We start from the raw sequence: 18,877 nt of genomic DNA on the forward strand, positions 1-18,877 counted from the left end.
GCAATGCAGAATTACCAAAAATATCTGAATGTCGGACCGGCCGAAAAGAACTGGGGCTTTTATTTGAATACAGTAGGCTCTGCAAAAGTGGGGCCTAATAAAAACTATCCCAACAATCGCGAACATCCGATAGATCACTCCTTTACCTGGGATAAGGGGCGCATACTTAGCGGTTATTACATTGTTTTTATTACAAAGGGCGAAGGTATACTGGAATCGGCAAAAACAAAGGCTTTTGAGGTTAAAGCTGGGATGTGCTTTTTACTATTCCCGGGGATATGGCACAGGTATAAGCCACATCCGCTATCGGGATGGGAAGAATATTGGGTAGGCTTTAACGGCGAATATCCCGACGAGTTAATGCGAAAGGGCGTATTTAAACCCGAGGCCCCTTTTATTGATGTTGGTTTGAATGAAGAGCTACTCCAGCTTTTTCATACATTGATAAAAACTGTTGAACGTGCAGAAATAGGATACAGGCAAATTGTAACTGGCATAACACTTCAAATGTTAGGCCTTTTAAGCGCACTTTCAAAATTTCATGATCAAACCGGAAGCAAAAATGAACGGCTGGTTTCAAAGGCTAAATTTTTGTTGCAGGAATCGGTTGAAAACCCGGTGAGTTTAGAGGATATTGCCAAAGAGCTGCCAATGGGGTATTCTAATTTCAGGAAAACATTTAAGCAGGTTACCGGCCTTTCTCCCAATCAGTATCACCTGGAGTTGAGGCTTGATAAGGCAAAAAATCTGCTTACGTTTACAAATTTAACGGTAAATGAAATTGCTTATCAAACCGGGTTCGAATCGATTTTTTATTTTTCGCGTATGTTTAAAAAAAAGAATGGTTTGGCGCCAAAGCAATTCAGGAGCCAGCTTGCAAACCATCAACAGATGTAATACCCCGATATTTTATATCCGGCTGTACCGTTCTCTTAGCAAATCTTTCATGTAACAGTTAATTTCAAACTGATTGGCCATTGGCTCAACACTAAACGGGGCTTTGGGCATGTACGGTTCGGGGCCAAACTCAGTGGTTATGGGTAATATATCCCGACCGATTTGGGTGTTGTTTAAAACTATCTGGTCCCACCAGGTAAGGAAGTGGTTAAGTGCGTAACCCCACTCCCTTGCCCGCGGATCGGCCACCTGCGGACCTTGTTCAAAACCAACACGGGCATGAATATGATAACTTCGTTTAATAGCTTCGTCAACAATGGGCTTAAAATTTTCAAGCATACTTTCGGTAACACACACCCAGTGCGAGAAATCGGCCGTGATACTAAAACCCGGGCGGGCCGCAAAGAACCCGCTGGTCATTTGGGGCGAGTATCCTAACCTGCCCCTGTGTGTTTCGTGAACTACTTTGATGCCTGTTTTAACGGTAAGTTCCTGGGCGGCATCAACCAGTTCAAGGTTTTGTTCAAAAGTAAAATAGTCCCGGCCCGTATGTGAGTTTATGAGCAAGGGGCAGGGCCCGGCACATTCATAAAGATTTTTAATAAATGAGGCTTTGAATTTTTTTAACGTGCTCCCCTCGGCCCGATGCTGATGGCTCACCATATACATTTCGTGCTTTTGTAAATAATCAAACAAAAGCTTTTTTTCGGTACGGTCGGTTGGTATCCAGGTGTCTATACCGTCGTACCCGGCAAGTTTTATTTTATCAAGAAACCCGCCCAGGGGCAAATGCTCATGTCCCCATTGCGGGCTCAGTATTTTGATTTCCATATTTTAACAAAAAAGGCAATTAGTTGTTGAGTGTAATTACCTTAACAGCAAATGCTTTCATCTCTGTTTCTTCGCCATTGATAGTTGCTACCGGTGCTTCGTTATCGCCAGATTCCATATCTATGGTGCTCACTTTAGCTCCCTTGAAATCTACAGGCAGTTTTACGTTGATTGCCCTGTTCCTTTTGTTTAAAAGCAATACCTTTTTTACCCCTTGCGTTACATAGGCCTGGGCTAAAATATCATCGCCATTATTGTCGTCCAAAACTGTTTTAACCATTTTACTGCCGGGCGTAAAATTGTCTTTAATCAATTTTAATACCCAATACCGCGCGTTGGGCTTATTATTTTGGTAATTTATCATACTCACATCCGGAAACTGTGTTGGGAAACCAACCAATTGCGATTCGCCAATGATATCTATACCTGCTTTTGAGAGTTCGATAAAAAAATAAGCATACACACTTGCCGATAGGTTCCAATAAGCAGGCGTTATTGGTTGGTTGCGCATTTCGTCGCTTACAAAGGTGCCCAGTTCATTAATGTCGGTTTTGGTATTGGGCGCAAGGCGTTTACGAATGTTCTCGATATAACTAACAGTATTCACAAAGCTTTCGGCCTTATCAAAAACAGAATATTCGTAAGCCTCGAATTTTTGCCGGCTATTTGCATTTGCGTAGCAATGGTATGATATTAAATCAATTGGGATACCTGGTTTATGGTTAGCCGGATTAAGGAAATATTCAAACCATCCGGGTTTTACATAGGCAAGGGCCATCCCTACAAATTTTGCTTTGGGCAATACCCCCCTGATGGCTGTAACCATAGCATCATAAATTTTGGTATAAGTTTGCGGCGACATGTTATGCTCAAGGTCGGGTTCATTCAGCACCTCCCAGTAAGGTATTTGATAATGGTAGCCAGATTTGTGGTATTTTCCTAATTCGTCGGTAAATCCGCCTTTGGTGTACCAGCTTATTAACCGTACATAATAATCTGTTAATTCTTTCATTGTTGTATCGCGCAATTGGGTACCGCCGGCATAACCCCAGCCAACCTGGTTAGGGTCGTCAGGATAAGGAACAGGCTGATTGGTTTTAAACATCCACTGTGGGATTGTACTAAAGTTGATGATCACAGGATGACCTTTTGTTGCCTCCAAAAAATCGATGGTCATGGGGTCTATTAAACTAAAATCCCATGAGGTGATTTTTTCCGGGGCCTTTAACTCGGCTACGGCAAGCTTAGGGTAAGGAAACCACGGCACATACCGTACATAATCTGCCCCAAGATTTTTTAGCGCATTAATGGCACCTTCGCGCATGGCTCCCTGGGGGCGTAACATGGGGTTGCCAACAACCTGCAGCGTTGGGGTCGATTTAGATATCATCACATTTTCATCCCATCCAATTCTAAGTGTTTGCGCTTTACAAATTAAGCCACAAAACAAAAGGGCTATACTTACAGTTGCCGTCTTCATTTTACTTTAGTTGTTTTTTATTTTTAGCGTTTGCTATAATAGGGTCAAAAAATATTCCACTCAATACAGGATTGTCACCACGTACAAGGTTGATCCGGAATTTAACCGATTTGTTATATGCGTAGGTGAGGTAAGCACCATTAACACTATTACTAACAAGCTTAACGGGCGCAATAAGTTTTGATGTTGCCGCATCAAACATTTCAACCTCAATTTTTCTCCCCTTTTTGTCCCAGTCGAGAAAATAGAGCGATATTTTATAGTCATGTGTGCCCTTTATGGCAATGGTAGATGTAAAGGTAAAGCCAATCTGGTCTGCATCCATTGCGTATAAGCAGGCGGCTGTTCTGGGCATGCTGTTGGCGCTATCGGGAGCCGGTGCCCTGTGGTCATTAGTGTTTGATTGCCAAACAACAGGATTTGGCTGTCCATTTCCTTTTACCTTGTAATATTCTACATTAGATACATAAGCGGGCAGCGATGTTTTGTCATTACCGTTCCCGTTATAGTTACACAGTACGTAACCGTCTTTTCCATGAACGCCAGCCCAGTCGCCTTTGGTTGTTGAATCAATTCCAAAGTATTTGGCAGCATAATACTCCGCAGGCTCTGCATACCTGGGGGGAGTGCCGCTATAGGCGGCAACCATTTTATAGCTCCCTGGTTCCACACCATGAAGGTAGACAAATTGCGAATCCTCACTTGCACCGCCAAAGCCCTTAACCGGGTGATAAGTGCCGTCCCAAATGAGCATACCATTGACTTTTATACTGCCGATTTTTTTTTCGGCCTTCGGAATACCGATGCGGCCGACGGTGCCGGCAGGTACCGAAAAAGAGCATTGCCCGGTAGTAACATTAAAGCTTGCACTTATATCGCCCTGTAAAGTTGGTGTTTTCCCGGCAACGTTTGTAAGCGTGCGGCCAAGGTGGGGGAGTATATCAAATGTAGCGAAACCGGGTGAGGTTGGTTTTATCCCAAGCACTTCCTCGCTAAGCCATTTGGTTACACCGGCACCCCATGGATGGCACAAACTGGTAAAACCGCATTGGTTGGCTGGCACCTGCCCGTTTTTGCCAACGGCTGCGTTCCACGATGGCCGGTAATCCTCAAAAAAAGTAGTGCCTCCGTATTTTACCTGGCCACCCCAAAGGTCGCGTATCGAGCTCAAAGCATCATCATACTTGTTTAATAATGCAAATGCCTGGATTACGAAATACTGGTTAAAGGGCGAGTAGGAAATGCGGTTTACCCTGTCGGTAAAACTGTTTTCATAAATAGCCTTCTTCTCGGCGGGGTTTAACAGGCCTGTGGTAACGGCGTCGGCACCTGCATGAAGGCCAAAGCTCCCGTACCAGGCGACATCTTTCCGGGTTGCAGCTATTTTTTCAGTAGCATAACGGTTGTATTTATCCCGCAGGTCTGTTCGTCCATATATACCCATGGCCGCCGAGAATTCTTTCCAGGCACGTATGGACAGCATTTTATAAGCATTTTGTGGCTCCGGGATATTTGGATGTTCAAATCCGGCCCCCAAACGCTCGTCCCAGCCGTAAAACTCTAAATTAGGATTGGTTCCAAAAATCTTGTACGCTTCATCCAGCTTTTCGCAGGCATTATCAATATAGGTTTTAACTGTTGCGGTGTCGCCGGTGTATTTATAATAGTCAATCAAACTCAATACCCAATATAGTGCATAACTCTTGATGCCGTTACTTTGCGTTGATGTGTATGCTATGTTTTTTTTCACAAAATCATAATTCCCAAACGCTACCATCGACGCCGCCTGAGCTGGGTGCGCATCCCCGGTCCAGGAAAACCTGTCGCCGCGGTTCATTAAAATAGCGCCTAAATAGTCTTTCAGCAGGTTAAGCTTTACCGTATATGCGCCGGTGTACCATATGCGCGTAAGCAAGGTGTCGCTGCATGAAAAGCTTCCTTTATAATTGGTGGGTTTTATCTGGCAAATGAGCCGCACGCCGGTTATATGCCAGGTTTTAGCAAATGACCGCACTCTAATCCAACCAAACCGAACGCCTTCGTATAAATCGGGGTTCAGTTCAAGCCGGTAGGTATTGCCATGTTTTTTGGGAGATAATGTTTTTGTTGGATAGCTGGAAAAATAATCAGGAGGCTGATTATATTCACTTATAGTCATTTCTACTTTGCCGGTAAGGTCAGGACTATCAAACTCCAGCCAGCCGGCATTTGTTTGCCCAAAATCAAAGCGGATATCGCCGGCACCCTTTACTTCAATAACTCTGTTTTTCTTAAACTCTCCCGTATTGAAGCTTGCCGGGTTAGATACTGTCCAGCTAACCGGTTGTAATTGATAACTTTCTAACCCATCATTTGCACCGGGATTGGCCCAGGTATAATTAATAAGCGGATCTGGAGAATACGGATTTGCTATCCCGTTTTTTTTTGCGGATACAGGTGGGTAGCCGGCAATTTGCGATTGTACCGGCTGGCAGTAACCCAGGTACAATACAAAGACCAAAAAGCTAAAAAAAACACGCTTAAAATGAGCTTTTAAATAAACGCGCAGCACAAAAGCATGTGTTAAATAATTCATAGGGCAATAATTTAAATAGGCGATTTATAACCTGGTTATCCCAACGAAATTACATCCTTATTGATAAATTATATTTGTTGCAAACAGGCTATTGTTTGCACTTTTTGACATCCGGAATGATGGGGAGACAAATTAGGCTTTTTGTTTGTTCGCTGTTCAATTGGCTTTAGTCGGATTTATAATTGAATAAGGCAAGAAACGTGCTTTGTTAATCGCTTCCATGTCAGAAAGTGCAAGGGAGGAAATAGCTCTTCTTGTTATTACCGGCATTTAACACTTGGACTTGTAGCGCTATTAACGCTTACAGGCATTTAAATGCCTGTCTCAGCTAAAGAAAACTCAATTGATTTAGGTTTGATAGAAAATGAATAGCGAGTTTTTGGCTTTTATAAATGAACGGAAAAAACTGAGGCTGTCAAAAAATGCAAACAAATTCAATTTTTGGTAAAATAAATTGGCAGGGCTATTATTTAGGTTTGTTTCAACAATCAGTTTACCTAAATAATAAATTATATGAACACATCGATAGATCAATCGCAGATTGATTTTTACCAGGAAAATGGTTTTGTAGTAATTGAAGATTTCCTGAGTACCGGGGAACTCGAATTATGGAGGGAAGCCGTAACTGAGGCAATTAATGACAGGGGTGGTCAAAAAATTCCGGGCAAAGCCGGTAAAATTGGAGAAGACGATGGGATTAACAAAGACTCGGAGTACCTAAGCAAAGTTTTTGACCAGCTGATTAATCTGTGGCAAACCAATGAAAAAGTTAAAGCGTTGATGTTTAATCCCCAAATTGGCGAGATGGCTGCAAAGCTGGCCGGTGTAGATGGAATTAGAATTTGGCATGACCAGGCCTTGTTTAAAAGGCCATGGGCCAACCCTACATCATGGCACCTGGATACGCCGTTTTGGTCGTTTTCCGATCGCCGGGCATTGTCTATCTGGGTTGCCCTTGATGATGCCACGCTGGAGAACGGATGCCTGTTTTTTATTCCGGGATCGCATCAGGTAACCAGCTTTGAAAATCCTGGTATCGGACGAAACATGGAAATGATATTTAATTTTTATCCGGGCTTAAAACAATCGGCTTCTGTTGCTGCACCAATGAAGGCGGGCAGCTGTTCATTTCATAACGGGCTTACCATTCACGGTGCAAATGCCAACATGACGCCCGGCTTGCGCAGGGCTATGACGTGTGCTTACATGCCCGATGGCGCTACCTTTAATGGCATCCAAAATATTTTAAGTGATGAGCAGTTTAACAAGCTTACCATTGGCGATACTATTGACGACGAACAACAAACCCCTTTGATCTATAGTTCCGTTGCCAAATGAAGCAGATAGAATGCAGTTAAGGTACAGCATATTTGCAAGCCATCAGCCGCTATTTTGAAACTATTGTTTTCGAGAACAAAAAGTGTTTTGATGGTTTGGCATTGTCTTCTACATAATACTCCAATCCATAGGTTCCTTTGGTTGCCCCGGTGCCAATTGTAATCAAATAACGCTTTCCTTTTTGTAGCCGGATTTCCGGGCGAATAAGGGTGTTTTTTGGAGACCAGCTGATACTGTCAGCGCCGATGTCTACCGAGTATAAGCGCTTGCCTGCCGCATTTTTTATCTCAATTAATAAGCCATCACTTGGGTGCTGATTTTTAAAACATGATATGGTCACTTGCCTTAAAATGCCGTCCTTGTTGGCAGTAAAACTCTGGCTGCGCTTAGTTGAACTGTCTATATCGCAAACCGGCGCCAGCTCATTTACCCCGGCATTTTTATGAGTTGCTTTTTTTGCCGATGAATAAATGCTAAATGTTTTGCTGCATTCCATTTTGTTGATAGCTCCATGGGCATCGAATGTTAATGGCGACCAATAATAATTGGCCAACGATTCGTTTTTAGCGCCGTTGTTCCACAGGTCGCTGCCGAAAAGAAAAATCTCGCCCGATTTTAATTTGATAGACGATACAAACGATGGCTGGCCACCGCATGAATTATCGCTGATCCTGATCCCTTCAGACCATGGCCCCATGGGCGATGGGGCGGTACGATAAGATGCACCCGTTCCGGAGCAGTAGCCGCAGTTTGGATCTGAATATACCAGGTAATAGATGCCCTTCCTTTTAAATAAAGATGGTGCTTCCGTTTCGCTCGGCGTGATGGCTTTGGTAACCTTGCCCGTGCCTGTCAGGTAATCGGCACTTAACTGCTCAACGGCAATTGCGCCTTTAGCCCGCCAATCTGTATAAGCCAGGTAAGCGGTACCGTCATCATCTACAAAGGTATCGTGGTCGCCATTGTTTAGGCCGGCAACAGCGGCCTCACTATTTACGGCCAGTTTAGGTTCGGCTTGCTCAATAAAAGGGCCGGTTGGCTTGCTGCTTGTAAATACACGGTAACCCACCCTGTTATCATAAACGTTTATCCATAATACATATTTGGCGGTGCTTTTATTGTAAATAACATGTGGCCGAAAACAACCGTAAGTATTTCCGTCACATCGTGTTTGCCAGATTTTGGTACTCGCATCAAAAAGCTCTCCCTTGTCTCGCCAGGTAACCAAATCTGTTGATGTATATACCTTAAAGCCGCAAAATGGCGCTTCTTTATGTCCCCATTCAAATCCGCAGCCATAACTGGTTCCGTACAAATAATATACTCCGTTAAAGTAGGCTATTTCGCCATCATGAGCGTCAATGGCATCACCAAGCTTGCTGAATTTTGTAACCTGGCCGCCCGCTTTTCCAAAGTTGGTTACCTCTGAAAGTTGTGTGTAACCGCACAACGGTACCAGCAGGCAGCTAATAGCCATGCAGATAAAGGTGGCGACAGGCTTTTTATAAAAATAGTTAAAGAAGTTCATGTTGAGGATTTAATTGGGATTAGTAAATAAGGGTTATCATACAGGCTTGATTATCAATATCGCTGGTTTAAGATTAAGCTTAGCCTGCCGCGCGTTTCCGGTAATCGGTAGGAGACAGGCCGGTTTTTTCTTTAAACAACTTGGCGAAGTAGAAATAAGATTCGAAATTTAATTTGAACGCGATTTCTTTTACAGACATGCCGGGTTCGTTTAGCAACTCCTTTGCCCTGTCAATCTTAAGCTGTATATAATATTGACCGGGTGATAACCCGGTATAATTTTTAAAAACTTTCCTGAACCGCGAATAGCCTATGTTTAATTGGGCGGCAGCTTCCTCCGGAGAAAAAGCTTCAGCGATATTGGCCCGAAATAATAACCGGGCCTGGTTTACCACAACTGCATTTTCTTCCGATTCGATAGCATATTGTTTGGTGATGGAATGACAGTAGCCCAGCAAATGCAGGGCAGCCCCGGATATCAACGGCTGATATCCTGGGCTCTCATTTTTGGTTTTTTCAATTATCGAATTAAAAAGGTTAAATACATTTTCATTAAACCCAATATATACACATGGCGTTTCGGGCTTAAAGAAACCTTTTTTAACAAGTTTATCCAGAATTTCGCCCTTTATCCCTATCCAGTATTCATCCCAACCTGTGTTGTCATCGGGTTTATACCGATGCCTTTCACCAGGAAAAAGAAAAATAAGCGTACCTGCTTTTACATCTTTCATCTTACAATGATCAGATTCAAAAATGCCCTGCCCTTTTGTGATATAAATTACCTGGTATTCATTTAAAATCCGGCCATTTTTCCAGTTGAAATTGTGATGCGCGGGATGCGTCTTTGACGGATAACAGCCGGCCGGTTCCACATGTGTGCAACCTGTGTTCAATACACATAACCCCCAGTTTTCATCGTCCTGGCTAACGGGCAAATACTTGTAATAATTGATCATCTCCCGATAATTAAGCAAATAAATGTAAATTGTAAAAGACTATAAAGTGGACTTGAGGCATACCGCCGGTTTATATGATGTGATAAAATTATCAAGATTTTTATTACATCATCCGTAAATGACAGAAATGGTATATTAAATATCAAAATGTACATAAGCGCCTGTTTGGTTGCCGGTGTAGGGATGTGGGAGTCAAAAACTATATAACATTTATCAAATTATATATTTCCCGGCATCCCAAATCAGATACATTTGAATGCCAGTTAATATCAACCTTGCCCGAAACATAAAAAAACGGTAATTAATAAAATTTCAGGGCATGTCATAACATAACGTGCAGAGTTGGCGACGACTGGTTACTCACAACTAATCGGACTTAAGCTAAAAATATATAGTAAAAAATAAAAAGGATGACTGATAAAAATTACAAACCTGCACTTAAAGTTGGCTTGTTCGGTATAGGCTTGCAGGCATATTGGGAACAATTTGAAGGGCTTGAAAAACGCCTTGCGGGTTACGTTGATTTGGTGGCCGGCAAACTAAAAGGCTACGGTGCCGAAATTGTAAACCTTGGCTTGGTAGATACCCCTGAAAAAGCATTTGAATCGGGCAGCCGTTTTCGGCGCGAGGAAGTGGATTTGATATTTTTATATGTTACCACTTATGCCCTATCATCTACTGTACTTCCTGTTGTAAGCAAGGTTAAAGTGCCGGTTATTGTACTGAACCTGGCCCCCGAGGCAGCCATTGATTATTCAACATTTAACCAAATGAACAACCGGACCGCCATGACAGGCGAGTGGCTTGCCTTTTGTTCGGCTTGCCCGGTGCCCGAAATTGCCAACGTATTCAGGCGGTCAAATATCCCTTTTTACCAGGTTACCGGCATGTTGAACAACGATCCCGGTGTGTGGGATGAAGTAGAAGAATGGATAGCAGCTGCTAAAGTTGCCCATATGATGTACTACAACAGGATGGGGGTAATGGGTAATTATTATAGCGGTATGCTGGATATTTACGCAAACCTCACCTTGCAATGTGCAACGTTTGGCGGCCACATTGAAGTTATCGAGGTTGACGAGTTGTCTGGTTTAAGGCCGGGAGTTACCGAACAGGAGACAAAGGAAAAAATAGAAGAGTTTTACAATAGGTTTGATGTACAGGCAGATTGCCCTGCCGATGAAATAAGCCGGGCTGCCGTAACCGCGGTAGCACTTGATAAACTGGTTGAAAAGCACAGGCTGGGGTCGGTGGCTTATTACCACAAAGGTACAGGCAACGCGCAAAATGAAGATACCATGAGTTCGGTTATCCTGGGAACATCATTGCTTACGGCAAGTGGTATTCCGGTGGCCGGCGAATATGAAATAAAAAATGCGCAGGCCATGAAGATTATGGACTGTTTTGGAGCAGGCGGGTCATTTACGGAATATTATGCCATGGATTTTACCGATGATGTGGTATTAATGGGGCACGATGGCCCTTGCCACCCGGCGATTGCCGAAGGCAGGATAAAAGTGAAGCCCTTGCAGGTTTATCATGGCAAGGTTGGCAGCGGACTATCGGTGGAGATGTCGGTAAAGCATGGCCCTGTTACCTTATTATCTGTTATTGAAACTGTTGACGGGAAGGTGCAGTTACTTATTGCCGAGGCCGAATCTGTTGCCGGCCCAATACTGGAAATTGGTAACACTAACAGCCGCTATAAATTTCCAATTGGGGCCAGGGGATTTGTTGAGGCCTGGAACTCGCATGGCCCTGCACACCATTGTGCCGTTGGCAAAGGGCATATCGCTTCAAAAATTGAAAAATTAGCAAAACTGCTCAACATAAAGGCGGTTAAAGTGTGCTGATGGGTATATTATAACAGCCAATCTCTTATCCAGTAAGTCAATAAGGTTGTGCTGTATCTGGCTGTTGGCCAGTATGATATAATTGACTCTTTTTAGGTTGCCTGTGTAATGTAAAAAATTTTTGAGGCTTTGCTGTGTAATGAGGTGAGCAAGACAGTATAGGACGGTTGTATGCGTGCAGGTATTAATTTTGTGATTGCAACACTATTTTTAAAATAGCTTCCTTCGGCTTTTTTGATTAACGTTTTGCATTGTTGAGTAAAGAAATTACAAGTCCGAATCTTTAATTACTCAACAAATGCCGTAGCAATTAACCAATTATTGATCCAGCTTAAATTGTTATTTCAATCACATAGCCTTATGTTATTTGAACTGCCGGTTTAAAGGATAAACTTTTTATTGAACCAGATACCTATTTTATGCTTAATAAAGATTGTATTCTTTGTTCGGATGATCAGTTACTGAAATTATTGCAGGAAGATAATAGGGGGGCGTTTGACCTTATTTATAAGCGATACTGGGAACCTCTTTTTATATATGTTGCAAAAGTTGTAAAAGACAATGACGAAGCCAAAGATATTGTGCAGGAAGTATTTGTTTCGCTCTGGTTTCGCAGAATGCATTTGAATGATATCAATTCTTTAAGGGCTTATTTATTTACCGCCGCCAGGTACAAGGGTTTATCGTATATAAAAGATAATATCTCCAAAAACAAATATTTAGAATCACTTAAATTGTTTTTTGACCTGGAATGTGATTCAATTGTAAAGCAAGTTGAGGCCAACGAGTTAAGCTTATTTGTTGATAGCGAAATTGCTAAACTTCCTCAAAAAATGAGAGATGTTTTTATTTTAAGCAGGAAGGAACACCTCTCGCATAAATTGATTTCAGAAAAACTAATGATTTCTGATAAAACGGTAAAAAAGCAAATCAATAATGTTTTAAAGCATTTTAGATTAAAGCTGGCGGAAAAATAGCTGGTTTAGCCCCCCCCCACTGTTACTTCTAATTAGGCCGAACGGCCTTTAGTAAATTCATTTCCTAGATTTTATTTTATTGAATTTCAGCTGCTTGTGATTTATTTCATATTTTATCTACTACCAACCACGCATATTTAAGACTTAACCTTAGAACCACAGAGATGACCAGCAAAGAAGCAAAAAAGCTATTGAAACATTACAATGACGGTACCATTACGCCCGAAGAAAAATTCAGGCTGGAGGCATGGTACGAGATGCTTGCAGAGTCGGGTGATTTTGAATGGAATGCAGACGAAAAAGAATTGATAAGCAGCGAGCTGAAAAACGCTATTGATGCCCGGATAGACAAACCCGCCAGGCACATGATCAATTTCAAATCGGTGCTGGTAGCTGCTTCTATGTTGTTGTTTTTAGGCCTGGGCTGGTTTACAATAAAGCACCTGGATGAAGTAAAAAACAAGCTAAGCCCCGAGGTTTATACCGAAACCTATGCCCCGGCCGGCCAAAAAGTAACGCTTACGCTCAGCGACAATTCGACAGTTATTTTGAGTGGCGGTAGCCGCATAAAATATCCTGAAACTTTTAACGGCAAAATCCGTGAGGTTGAATTGATGGAAGGCGAGGCCTACTTTGACATTTACCACGATAAGCATAAACCTTTTATTGTTGATGTAGCCGGTACGCAGATAAACGTGTTGGGGACTGCTTTTAATGTACGTGCCTATAAATTTTTGAAAAATGTTCAAATAACGGTAGTGCGTGGTAAGGTATCTGTACGCGGGCTTGCCAACCTGAAATACGAAAAAGCAAAGCAAGTTGTACTGTTGCCTAATGAGCAGGCCACCATTGGTAAAGTAAACGGCGACATAGCGAAAAGGCTTATCAATGCAACGGATTTTACCGGCTGGATTCAGGGCAAATACAAATTTGACGATGAAACATTGGGCAACGTTGCAGGTATGCTTGAATCCTACTTTAAAGTGAAGGTGCATTTCTCTGCAGAGAGCCTGAAAAATATTCGTTTTAGTTCGGAGTTTGACAGCAAAGACACGCTGGAGGACCTGCTTTTTTCAATTTGTGAGGCTAATAAACTGACCTACAAAATAAAAAAACAAGACATTTTATTAAGTACCAAACCAATAAATAACAAATAAACCGATTATTAAAACTTAAAACGAGAAGCAATATGGGATAAAATTACAAACCAGCGCAAAAAAAAACCGGTGCGAACTTGAATTCACACCGATTGAATTAATTGAAAAAATCAGCTCAGTAACGCCAATCACTCACTGATTTTCAATGCGAATTAGTAAACATTTAAATATTCACTTAATCACATTTCAAAGGTATGGAAAAATATACCAACTACCTCTTGCCGTTAATTTTACGCGTCATGAAATTTACATTCTATATGGTCATGGTTGTTATTTCGGGAACCCAATTACTTTGGGCGAACAATTCATCCGGACAAATATTAGAAAAAACCAGGATAGACATTGCGGCCGATAACAAAAGCCTGAAGTCTATTTTAAAGGATATTGAGGGTAAAACCGATATCCGTTTTACTTACAATGAAAGCCTGATAAAACAATATCAGCATCTAAGTATAAGTGAGGCAGGCCAGTCGGTGGCTTTAATTCTGAAAAATATTTTTGATAACACCGACCTATCCTACATCGAAAAGAAAAATAAGGTAATTATTGTAGAAAGGCGAAAGCCGGAACCTCTTTTATTGGATGGTACGGAAAACGAGGCTGCAACAATAACGGTTAAAGGAAAAGTAAGCGACGATAAGGGAGAAAGCCTGCCCGGGGTGAGCGTGCGGGTTAAGGGCACAACAGTAGGTGCTACCACCAATACGTCAGGCGATTATATGATTAAATTGGTAGATACAACCAGGGCAGTACTTGTGTTTTCATACATAGGTTTTGAAACCCGGGAGGTACCTGTAAGCGGGCGCACAGTTATTAATGTTAGCCTGGCAGCATCTTCAAGTAGTTTAAAAGAAGTAATTGTGGTAAGCTACGGAACGCAGAGTAAGCGTGAAGTCACCGGCGCCATCAGCCAGCTTAATACTTCGGAGGTTAAAGACTTACCTGTAGCCAACATCGGTCAAAAATTACAGGGCAAATTTGCAGGTGTACAAATAAATCAGAACGACGGCCAGCCTGGTGTAGAAATGTCGTTCCGTATCCGCGGTGCTGCATCTATCGGCGCTGGTAACAATCCGCTGATTGTTATTGACGGGTTTCCGACAGAAAGCGGGCTTCAAGCCTTGAGCCCTGACGAAGTGGAAAGTATCACCGTTTTAAAAGATGCTTCTGCTTCCTCATTATATGGCTCGCGGGCAGCTAATGGCGTTATACTTGTTACCACTAAACAAGCTAAGAACGGAAAGCAAAATATTGAGTTCAGTACTTATAATGGCGTACAAACGGTATCTAAAAGGGGCCGGCCGGATTTAATGAATGCGCCCGAATTTGCTGAATTTAAGAAGGAGTATTACGAAGATGCTGCGAAGTATGAAGGCTATACCGGTGGTGTACCTGCTCAATATCAAAATCCTTCGCAATACAAGCCAACCGATGGCACCAATTGGTTTGATGTTTTGTTGAGAAATGCCCGGACACAGAATTATAATTTGTCCCTTTCTACCGGCACAGCAAATTTAAAATCTCTGGTAAACCTTAACTACAACAGGCAAGACGGAGTAATGCTTAATCAATGGGCCGAAAGAGTTACCGCAAGGTCAAATAACATATATACGGCATCCAGCAGGTTAACTTTGGGGCTTAATCTTGGTGTTACTTACCGCAACCAAAATATCACCCCTAATTTGGGCCAGGGGCGTAATATTATCCAGGTTGCCTACCTTACAGATCCAACGCTTAATTATAAAAATGAAGATGGAACTTATCCCATTGGTTTTGCGCCTCCGGGTATGTTTCAAACTCCCAACTATTACAATGTTTTAAATCAAACGGTAAACCTGTATAAAAGGCTATCTCTTATCGGGAATGCGTACGCTACGGTTAAACTTACCGACGATTTGAAATATAAAATTAGCATTAATGTTAATGGGGAAAATGGTATTAATCGTGGTTTTAGCCCATCAACAATACGTGGCGGGGTTCAGCCGGCTACTTCAGCATCAGCCTATTATAACACCAATAATTTTTTATCATGGCTTGCCGAAAATACCTTAACCTATACAAAAACAATTAACAACAAGCACAATATTGAGGCTTTTGTTGGATATACTGCCCAAAAAACCAGTTATGAAAACAGTGGCATATCGGCAACAGATTTTCCGGATGATAATATTCAATGGCTGAATGTAGCTGCAACAAAAACTGCTAACCCGGGTGTGGATGCCTATGATTTTACCATTCTCTCGTACATAGGCAGGTTAAATTATAATTACGAAAATAAATACTTGCTTTCCCTCGCATTCAGAAGAGATGGCTCATCAAGGTTTGGGACGAACACCAAGTATGGTAACTTTCCTTCTGTTTCTGTAGGCTGGGTTGTTTCTGACGAAGATTTCATGAAATCATTCAAAAATATCGACCTCCTGAAACTAAGAGGCAGCTATGGAAAAGTGGGTAATAATAATATAGGGAACTACACCTACCTGTCTGGCGTTGATCAACGTAATTATGTTTTCAATAACCAGGTTACTTCCGGAAGTTCGCTCAATGGTATTGGTAATAATAACCTAACCTGGGAAACAACAGCCGGCTATGATATCGGTTTAGACCTTGGTCTTTTTAGCAACAGGGTTTTATTGACGTATGATTATTACTGGAAGAAAACAGACGGGTTATTATATCAAATTGATATTCCTTCACAATCTGGCTTTAACAGTGTTACTTCAAACATTGGCCGGTTTGATTTTTGGGGTCATGAAATTAGTATAGAAACAAAGAATTCGGTAGGCAAAATTAAATGGAATACCACCTTTAATATTTCTTTCGACCGCAATATTGTTAAACAGCTTGGCACCAGCAATGCACCTATTGGCGGCTACCAGGAATATTGGGATGATAACCGCACCGCGGTAGGCCAACCTATAGGGATGTTTTACGGGTATATAAATACCGGCGTGTACATGACCCAGCACGAGTTTGATACACAGCCGCATGATGCGGCAGCTACGGTTGGTACCGCAAGATTTGCAGATGTAAGCGGCCCCGATGGAAAGCCGGATGGCATTATTGATTACCACGACAGGACCTGGATAGGTAACCCCAACCCTAAGTTTTCATATGGGATGACCAATAGTTTTGGCTACAAGAATTTTGATGCAAGTATAGTGGTAGCTGGTACGGTTGGTAACGACATTGCCGACGATGCCTTTCAATCTACCGAAAACCTGGATGGCGTTTTTAATGTAAGAAAAGGCGTGGCTAACAGGTGGAGATCAGAAGCTAATCCGGGGGACGGAATCTACCCGAGGACAAAATCCGGTACAACGGTCGATTTCCGCAACTTTACTACAAGGCAGGTTTTCAGCGGTACGTACCTGATGGCAAAAAATATAACAGTTGGGTACACTTTCCCCATAAAGCACAACTCCGTTATCAGAAGTGCAAGAATATATTTTAGTGCGCAAAATGCATTCACGTTTACAAAATATCCAGGAATGAACCCGGAAATAAGTCTCTATGGTTTAGATGGTCTTCATCAGGGGCGCGATTTTACAGCATTCCCCATTGCAAAAACTTATTCAGTAGGAGCAAACCTTAACTTTTAAAAATAAACAACATGAAAAATAGGTTATTATATATCATTGTCATGACAATGGTTTTATCATCTTGTAAAAAAGATTTTTTAAACCAGTTGCCTCCAACATATTTGAGTTCTGCCTCGTTTTTTAAAAATAAGACCCAGTTTGATCAGGCGTTAACAGGTGCCTATACATCGCTGCGGGCAGTAGTACACGAAGGGATTTATATGGACGAAATGCGTTCTGATAACGCTTTTTTTACAAGGTATTCTGCCAACAGGGGATTAGAAAGCTTAGAAGTACTGGCGCTGTTTTTGGATGATGCCAATTCCAGCGCAACGCCCAATTCACAAGGAAACCGGTATGCAGATAATTATACGGGAATTGCCAGGGTTAACACCATTTTAACCAGGTTGGCATCATCTACCTTATCACAACCCGAAAAAGACCAGATTTCTGGCGAGGCTTTATTTCTGCGGGCCTTTTATTATTTCGACCTGGTGCAGCACTATGGCGGGGTACCTTTACAGTTGAAGGAGTTAACTTCTGTAGAAGAGGCATTTCAACCAAGAAATACGGCTGACGAAGTGTATAAACAAATCATAGCAGACCTTAAGGCCGCTATTCCTGTACTGCCCGTAGCCGCCAAATTTCCGCAGTCTGGCAGGGCATCTAAAGGTGCCGCCAAAATGTTATTGGCTTACGCATACATGTCGCAGCCAACCAAAGATTTTGCAAGTGCTGAAACAGAATTACGAGACATTACCCAGATGAACTATACCCTGCTACCTAAATATGCTGATGTATTTGATCCGGTTAATAAAAACAATTCCGAATCGATATTTGAAGTGCAGTATAAATCGGATCTGATTAGTGGCCAGCAAAGCAATTTTGCCTGGATTTTTATGCCTAAAACAACTAATTCGGAGTTTCTGACAGGCTACCATGGAGGTTCGATGGATATTTCCAGTGGTTGGAATGTGCCAACAAAGGAAATGGTGGATTCGTACGAGCCCGGTGACTTAAGGTTGCCTGCATCCGTTGCCGTTGTTGAAGGGAAAATTAGCGGGGTAGAAGATTTTACAGCTACCGGCCTAAAAAGCCCCGTTGGTTTTACCCCTACACCAGGATTAACCTACTTTTATATGATAAAAAAATATTTCCATCCTCCATATATAACAGATTTTAACACGCCCGATGATTGGCCGGTATTTAGGTATTCAGGAGCACTTTTGTTATTGGCAGAATGTTTGGTAAATGAAAATAAAAGTGCACAGGCATTACCGTATTTAAACAAGGTACGACAAAGAGCCGGGTTGCCGGATCTGGCGCAGGCAACTGCGGCCAATGTAGCCGATGAAACCCGCCATGAATTAGCGTTTGAAAATCACCGTTGGACAGATTTAATCCGTATCGGAAAAGCCATCGAGGTATCTAACGCAAAAGGGTTACGTTTAAAGGCATTATACGGATGGATATTACCAGCCGCCTTCAACGTAACACAAAACAAACTGATTTTCCCAATTCCGTTCCGCGAACTGCAGATAAACAACAAACTGACCCAAAACCCGGGGTATTGATTTTTTACTGTGCTATAGCGGCATCCCAAACAGGTAAACAAGTGTGCTTAAATGCTTTGTTTACCTGTTTGGGTTGTTATGCCTTTGTATTTAACCTGGTGTTGAATAAACTATTACTAAATTTAGTA

12 protein-coding genes are annotated in these 18,877 nt (G+C 42.1%); 7 read left to right on the forward strand and 5 right to left on the reverse strand.

The window, feature by feature from the left end; translation table 11 throughout:
• Positions 1-3 precede the first annotated feature (3 nt).
• Positions 4-897: an AraC family transcriptional regulator gene (locus AC1DV1_RS00670; RefSeq protein ID WP_477353807.1), complete on the forward strand. Its 894-nt coding sequence runs from the start codon at positions 4-6 to the stop codon at positions 895-897.
• A gap of 12 nt (positions 898-909) precedes the next feature.
• On the opposite strand, the gene AC1DV1_RS00675 is transcribed toward AC1DV1_RS00670, so the two are convergent.
• The 3 genes from AC1DV1_RS00675 to AC1DV1_RS00685 are packed head-to-tail and all read right to left on the reverse strand — an operon-like array spanning position 910 to position 5,783.
• Positions 910-1,728: a sugar phosphate isomerase/epimerase gene (locus AC1DV1_RS00675; RefSeq protein WP_477353809.1), complete on the reverse strand. Its 819-nt coding sequence runs from the start codon at positions 1,726-1,728 to the stop codon at positions 910-912.
• Between the two features lie 19 nt (positions 1,729-1,747).
• Complete coding sequence (locus AC1DV1_RS00680) at positions 1,748-3,208, reverse strand: GH39 family glycosyl hydrolase (RefSeq protein WP_477353811.1); 1,461 nt, start codon at positions 3,206-3,208, stop codon at positions 1,748-1,750.
• A 1-nt stretch (position 3,209) separates the two neighbouring features.
• Positions 3,210-5,783 (reverse strand): alpha-L-rhamnosidase C-terminal domain-containing protein, encoded by a 2,574-nt coding sequence (locus AC1DV1_RS00685; protein ID WP_477353813.1) that lies wholly within the window; start codon positions 5,781-5,783, stop codon positions 3,210-3,212.
• 513 nt (positions 5,784-6,296) lie between these two features.
• Here AC1DV1_RS00685 and AC1DV1_RS00690 point away from each other — a divergent pair.
• A complete protein-coding gene (locus AC1DV1_RS00690) occupies positions 6,297-7,121 on the forward strand; it encodes a phytanoyl-CoA dioxygenase family protein (RefSeq protein ID WP_477353815.1) in 825 nt (274 codons plus the stop codon).
• 49 nt (positions 7,122-7,170) lie between these two features.
• Here the strand turns inward: AC1DV1_RS00690 and AC1DV1_RS00695 are convergent, their stop codons facing one another.
• On the reverse strand, positions 7,171-8,649 hold the full coding sequence (locus tag AC1DV1_RS00695; protein WP_477353817.1) for a family 43 glycosylhydrolase: 1,479 nt from the start codon (positions 8,647-8,649) through the stop codon (positions 7,171-7,173).
• 79 nt (positions 8,650-8,728) lie between these two features.
• Positions 8,729-9,607, reverse strand: coding sequence for an AraC family transcriptional regulator (locus AC1DV1_RS00700; RefSeq protein ID WP_477353819.1), 879 nt, complete (start codon positions 9,605-9,607; stop codon positions 8,729-8,731).
• Positions 9,608-10,017: 410 nt separating this feature from the next.
• Between AC1DV1_RS00700 and AC1DV1_RS00705 the strand changes: the two genes are divergently transcribed.
• From AC1DV1_RS00705 to AC1DV1_RS00725, 5 genes are all read left to right on the forward strand, one after another.
• The gene (locus AC1DV1_RS00705; RefSeq protein ID WP_477353821.1) at positions 10,018-11,460 is read left to right on the forward strand and encodes an arabinose isomerase; all 1,443 of its coding nucleotides are present in this window, start codon (positions 10,018-10,020) and stop codon (positions 11,458-11,460) included.
• A 419-nt stretch (positions 11,461-11,879) separates the two neighbouring features.
• The gene (locus AC1DV1_RS00710) at positions 11,880-12,437 is read left to right on the forward strand and encodes an RNA polymerase sigma-70 factor (RefSeq protein WP_477353823.1); all 558 of its coding nucleotides are present in this window, start codon (positions 11,880-11,882) and stop codon (positions 12,435-12,437) included.
• A gap of 164 nt (positions 12,438-12,601) precedes the next feature.
• Positions 12,602-13,594 carry a FecR family protein gene (locus AC1DV1_RS00715; RefSeq protein ID WP_477353825.1) on the forward strand — a complete coding sequence of 331 codons (993 nt, stop codon included), beginning with the start codon at positions 12,602-12,604 and terminating at the stop codon, positions 13,592-13,594.
• A 239-nt stretch (positions 13,595-13,833) separates the two neighbouring features.
• Positions 13,834-17,196 (forward strand): SusC/RagA family TonB-linked outer membrane protein, encoded by a 3,363-nt coding sequence (locus AC1DV1_RS00720; protein WP_477353827.1) that lies wholly within the window; start codon positions 13,834-13,836, stop codon positions 17,194-17,196.
• An 11-nt stretch (positions 17,197-17,207) separates the two neighbouring features.
• A complete protein-coding gene (locus tag AC1DV1_RS00725) occupies positions 17,208-18,749 on the forward strand; it encodes a RagB/SusD family nutrient uptake outer membrane protein (RefSeq protein ID WP_477353829.1) in 1,542 nt (513 codons plus the stop codon).
• Positions 18,750-18,877: the final 128 nt, after the last annotated feature.

The organism is Mucilaginibacter sp. P4_D1 (genome assembly GCF_056401935.1).

Excerpts from the sequence above, each read along its gene's own strand:
- AC1DV1_RS00670 (WP_477353807.1), top strand. The coding sequence starts at position 4 with ATGCAGAATTACCAAAAATATCTGAATGTCGGACCGGCCGAAAAGAAC.
- AC1DV1_RS00675 (WP_477353809.1), bottom strand. The coding sequence starts at position 1,728 with ATGGAAATCAAAATACTGAGCCCGCAATGGGGACATGAGCATTTGCCC.
- AC1DV1_RS00680 (WP_477353811.1), bottom strand. The coding sequence starts at position 3,208 with ATGAAGACGGCAACTGTAAGTATAGCCCTTTTGTTTTGTGGCTTAATT.
- AC1DV1_RS00685 (WP_477353813.1), bottom strand. The coding sequence starts at position 5,783 with ATGAATTATTTAACACATGCTTTTGTGCTGCGCGTTTATTTAAAAGCT.
- AC1DV1_RS00690 (WP_477353815.1), top strand. The coding sequence starts at position 6,297 with ATGAACACATCGATAGATCAATCGCAGATTGATTTTTACCAGGAAAAT.
- AC1DV1_RS00695 (WP_477353817.1), bottom strand. The coding sequence starts at position 8,649 with ATGAACTTCTTTAACTATTTTTATAAAAAGCCTGTCGCCACCTTTATC.
- AC1DV1_RS00700 (WP_477353819.1), bottom strand. The coding sequence starts at position 9,607 with ATGATCAATTATTACAAGTATTTGCCCGTTAGCCAGGACGATGAAAAC.
- AC1DV1_RS00705 (WP_477353821.1), top strand. The coding sequence starts at position 10,018 with ATGACTGATAAAAATTACAAACCTGCACTTAAAGTTGGCTTGTTCGGT.
- AC1DV1_RS00710 (WP_477353823.1), top strand. The coding sequence starts at position 11,880 with ATGCTTAATAAAGATTGTATTCTTTGTTCGGATGATCAGTTACTGAAA.
- AC1DV1_RS00715 (WP_477353825.1), top strand. The coding sequence starts at position 12,602 with ATGACCAGCAAAGAAGCAAAAAAGCTATTGAAACATTACAATGACGGT.
- AC1DV1_RS00720 (WP_477353827.1), top strand. The coding sequence starts at position 13,834 with ATGAAATTTACATTCTATATGGTCATGGTTGTTATTTCGGGAACCCAA.
- AC1DV1_RS00725 (WP_477353829.1), top strand. The coding sequence starts at position 17,208 with ATGAAAAATAGGTTATTATATATCATTGTCATGACAATGGTTTTATCA.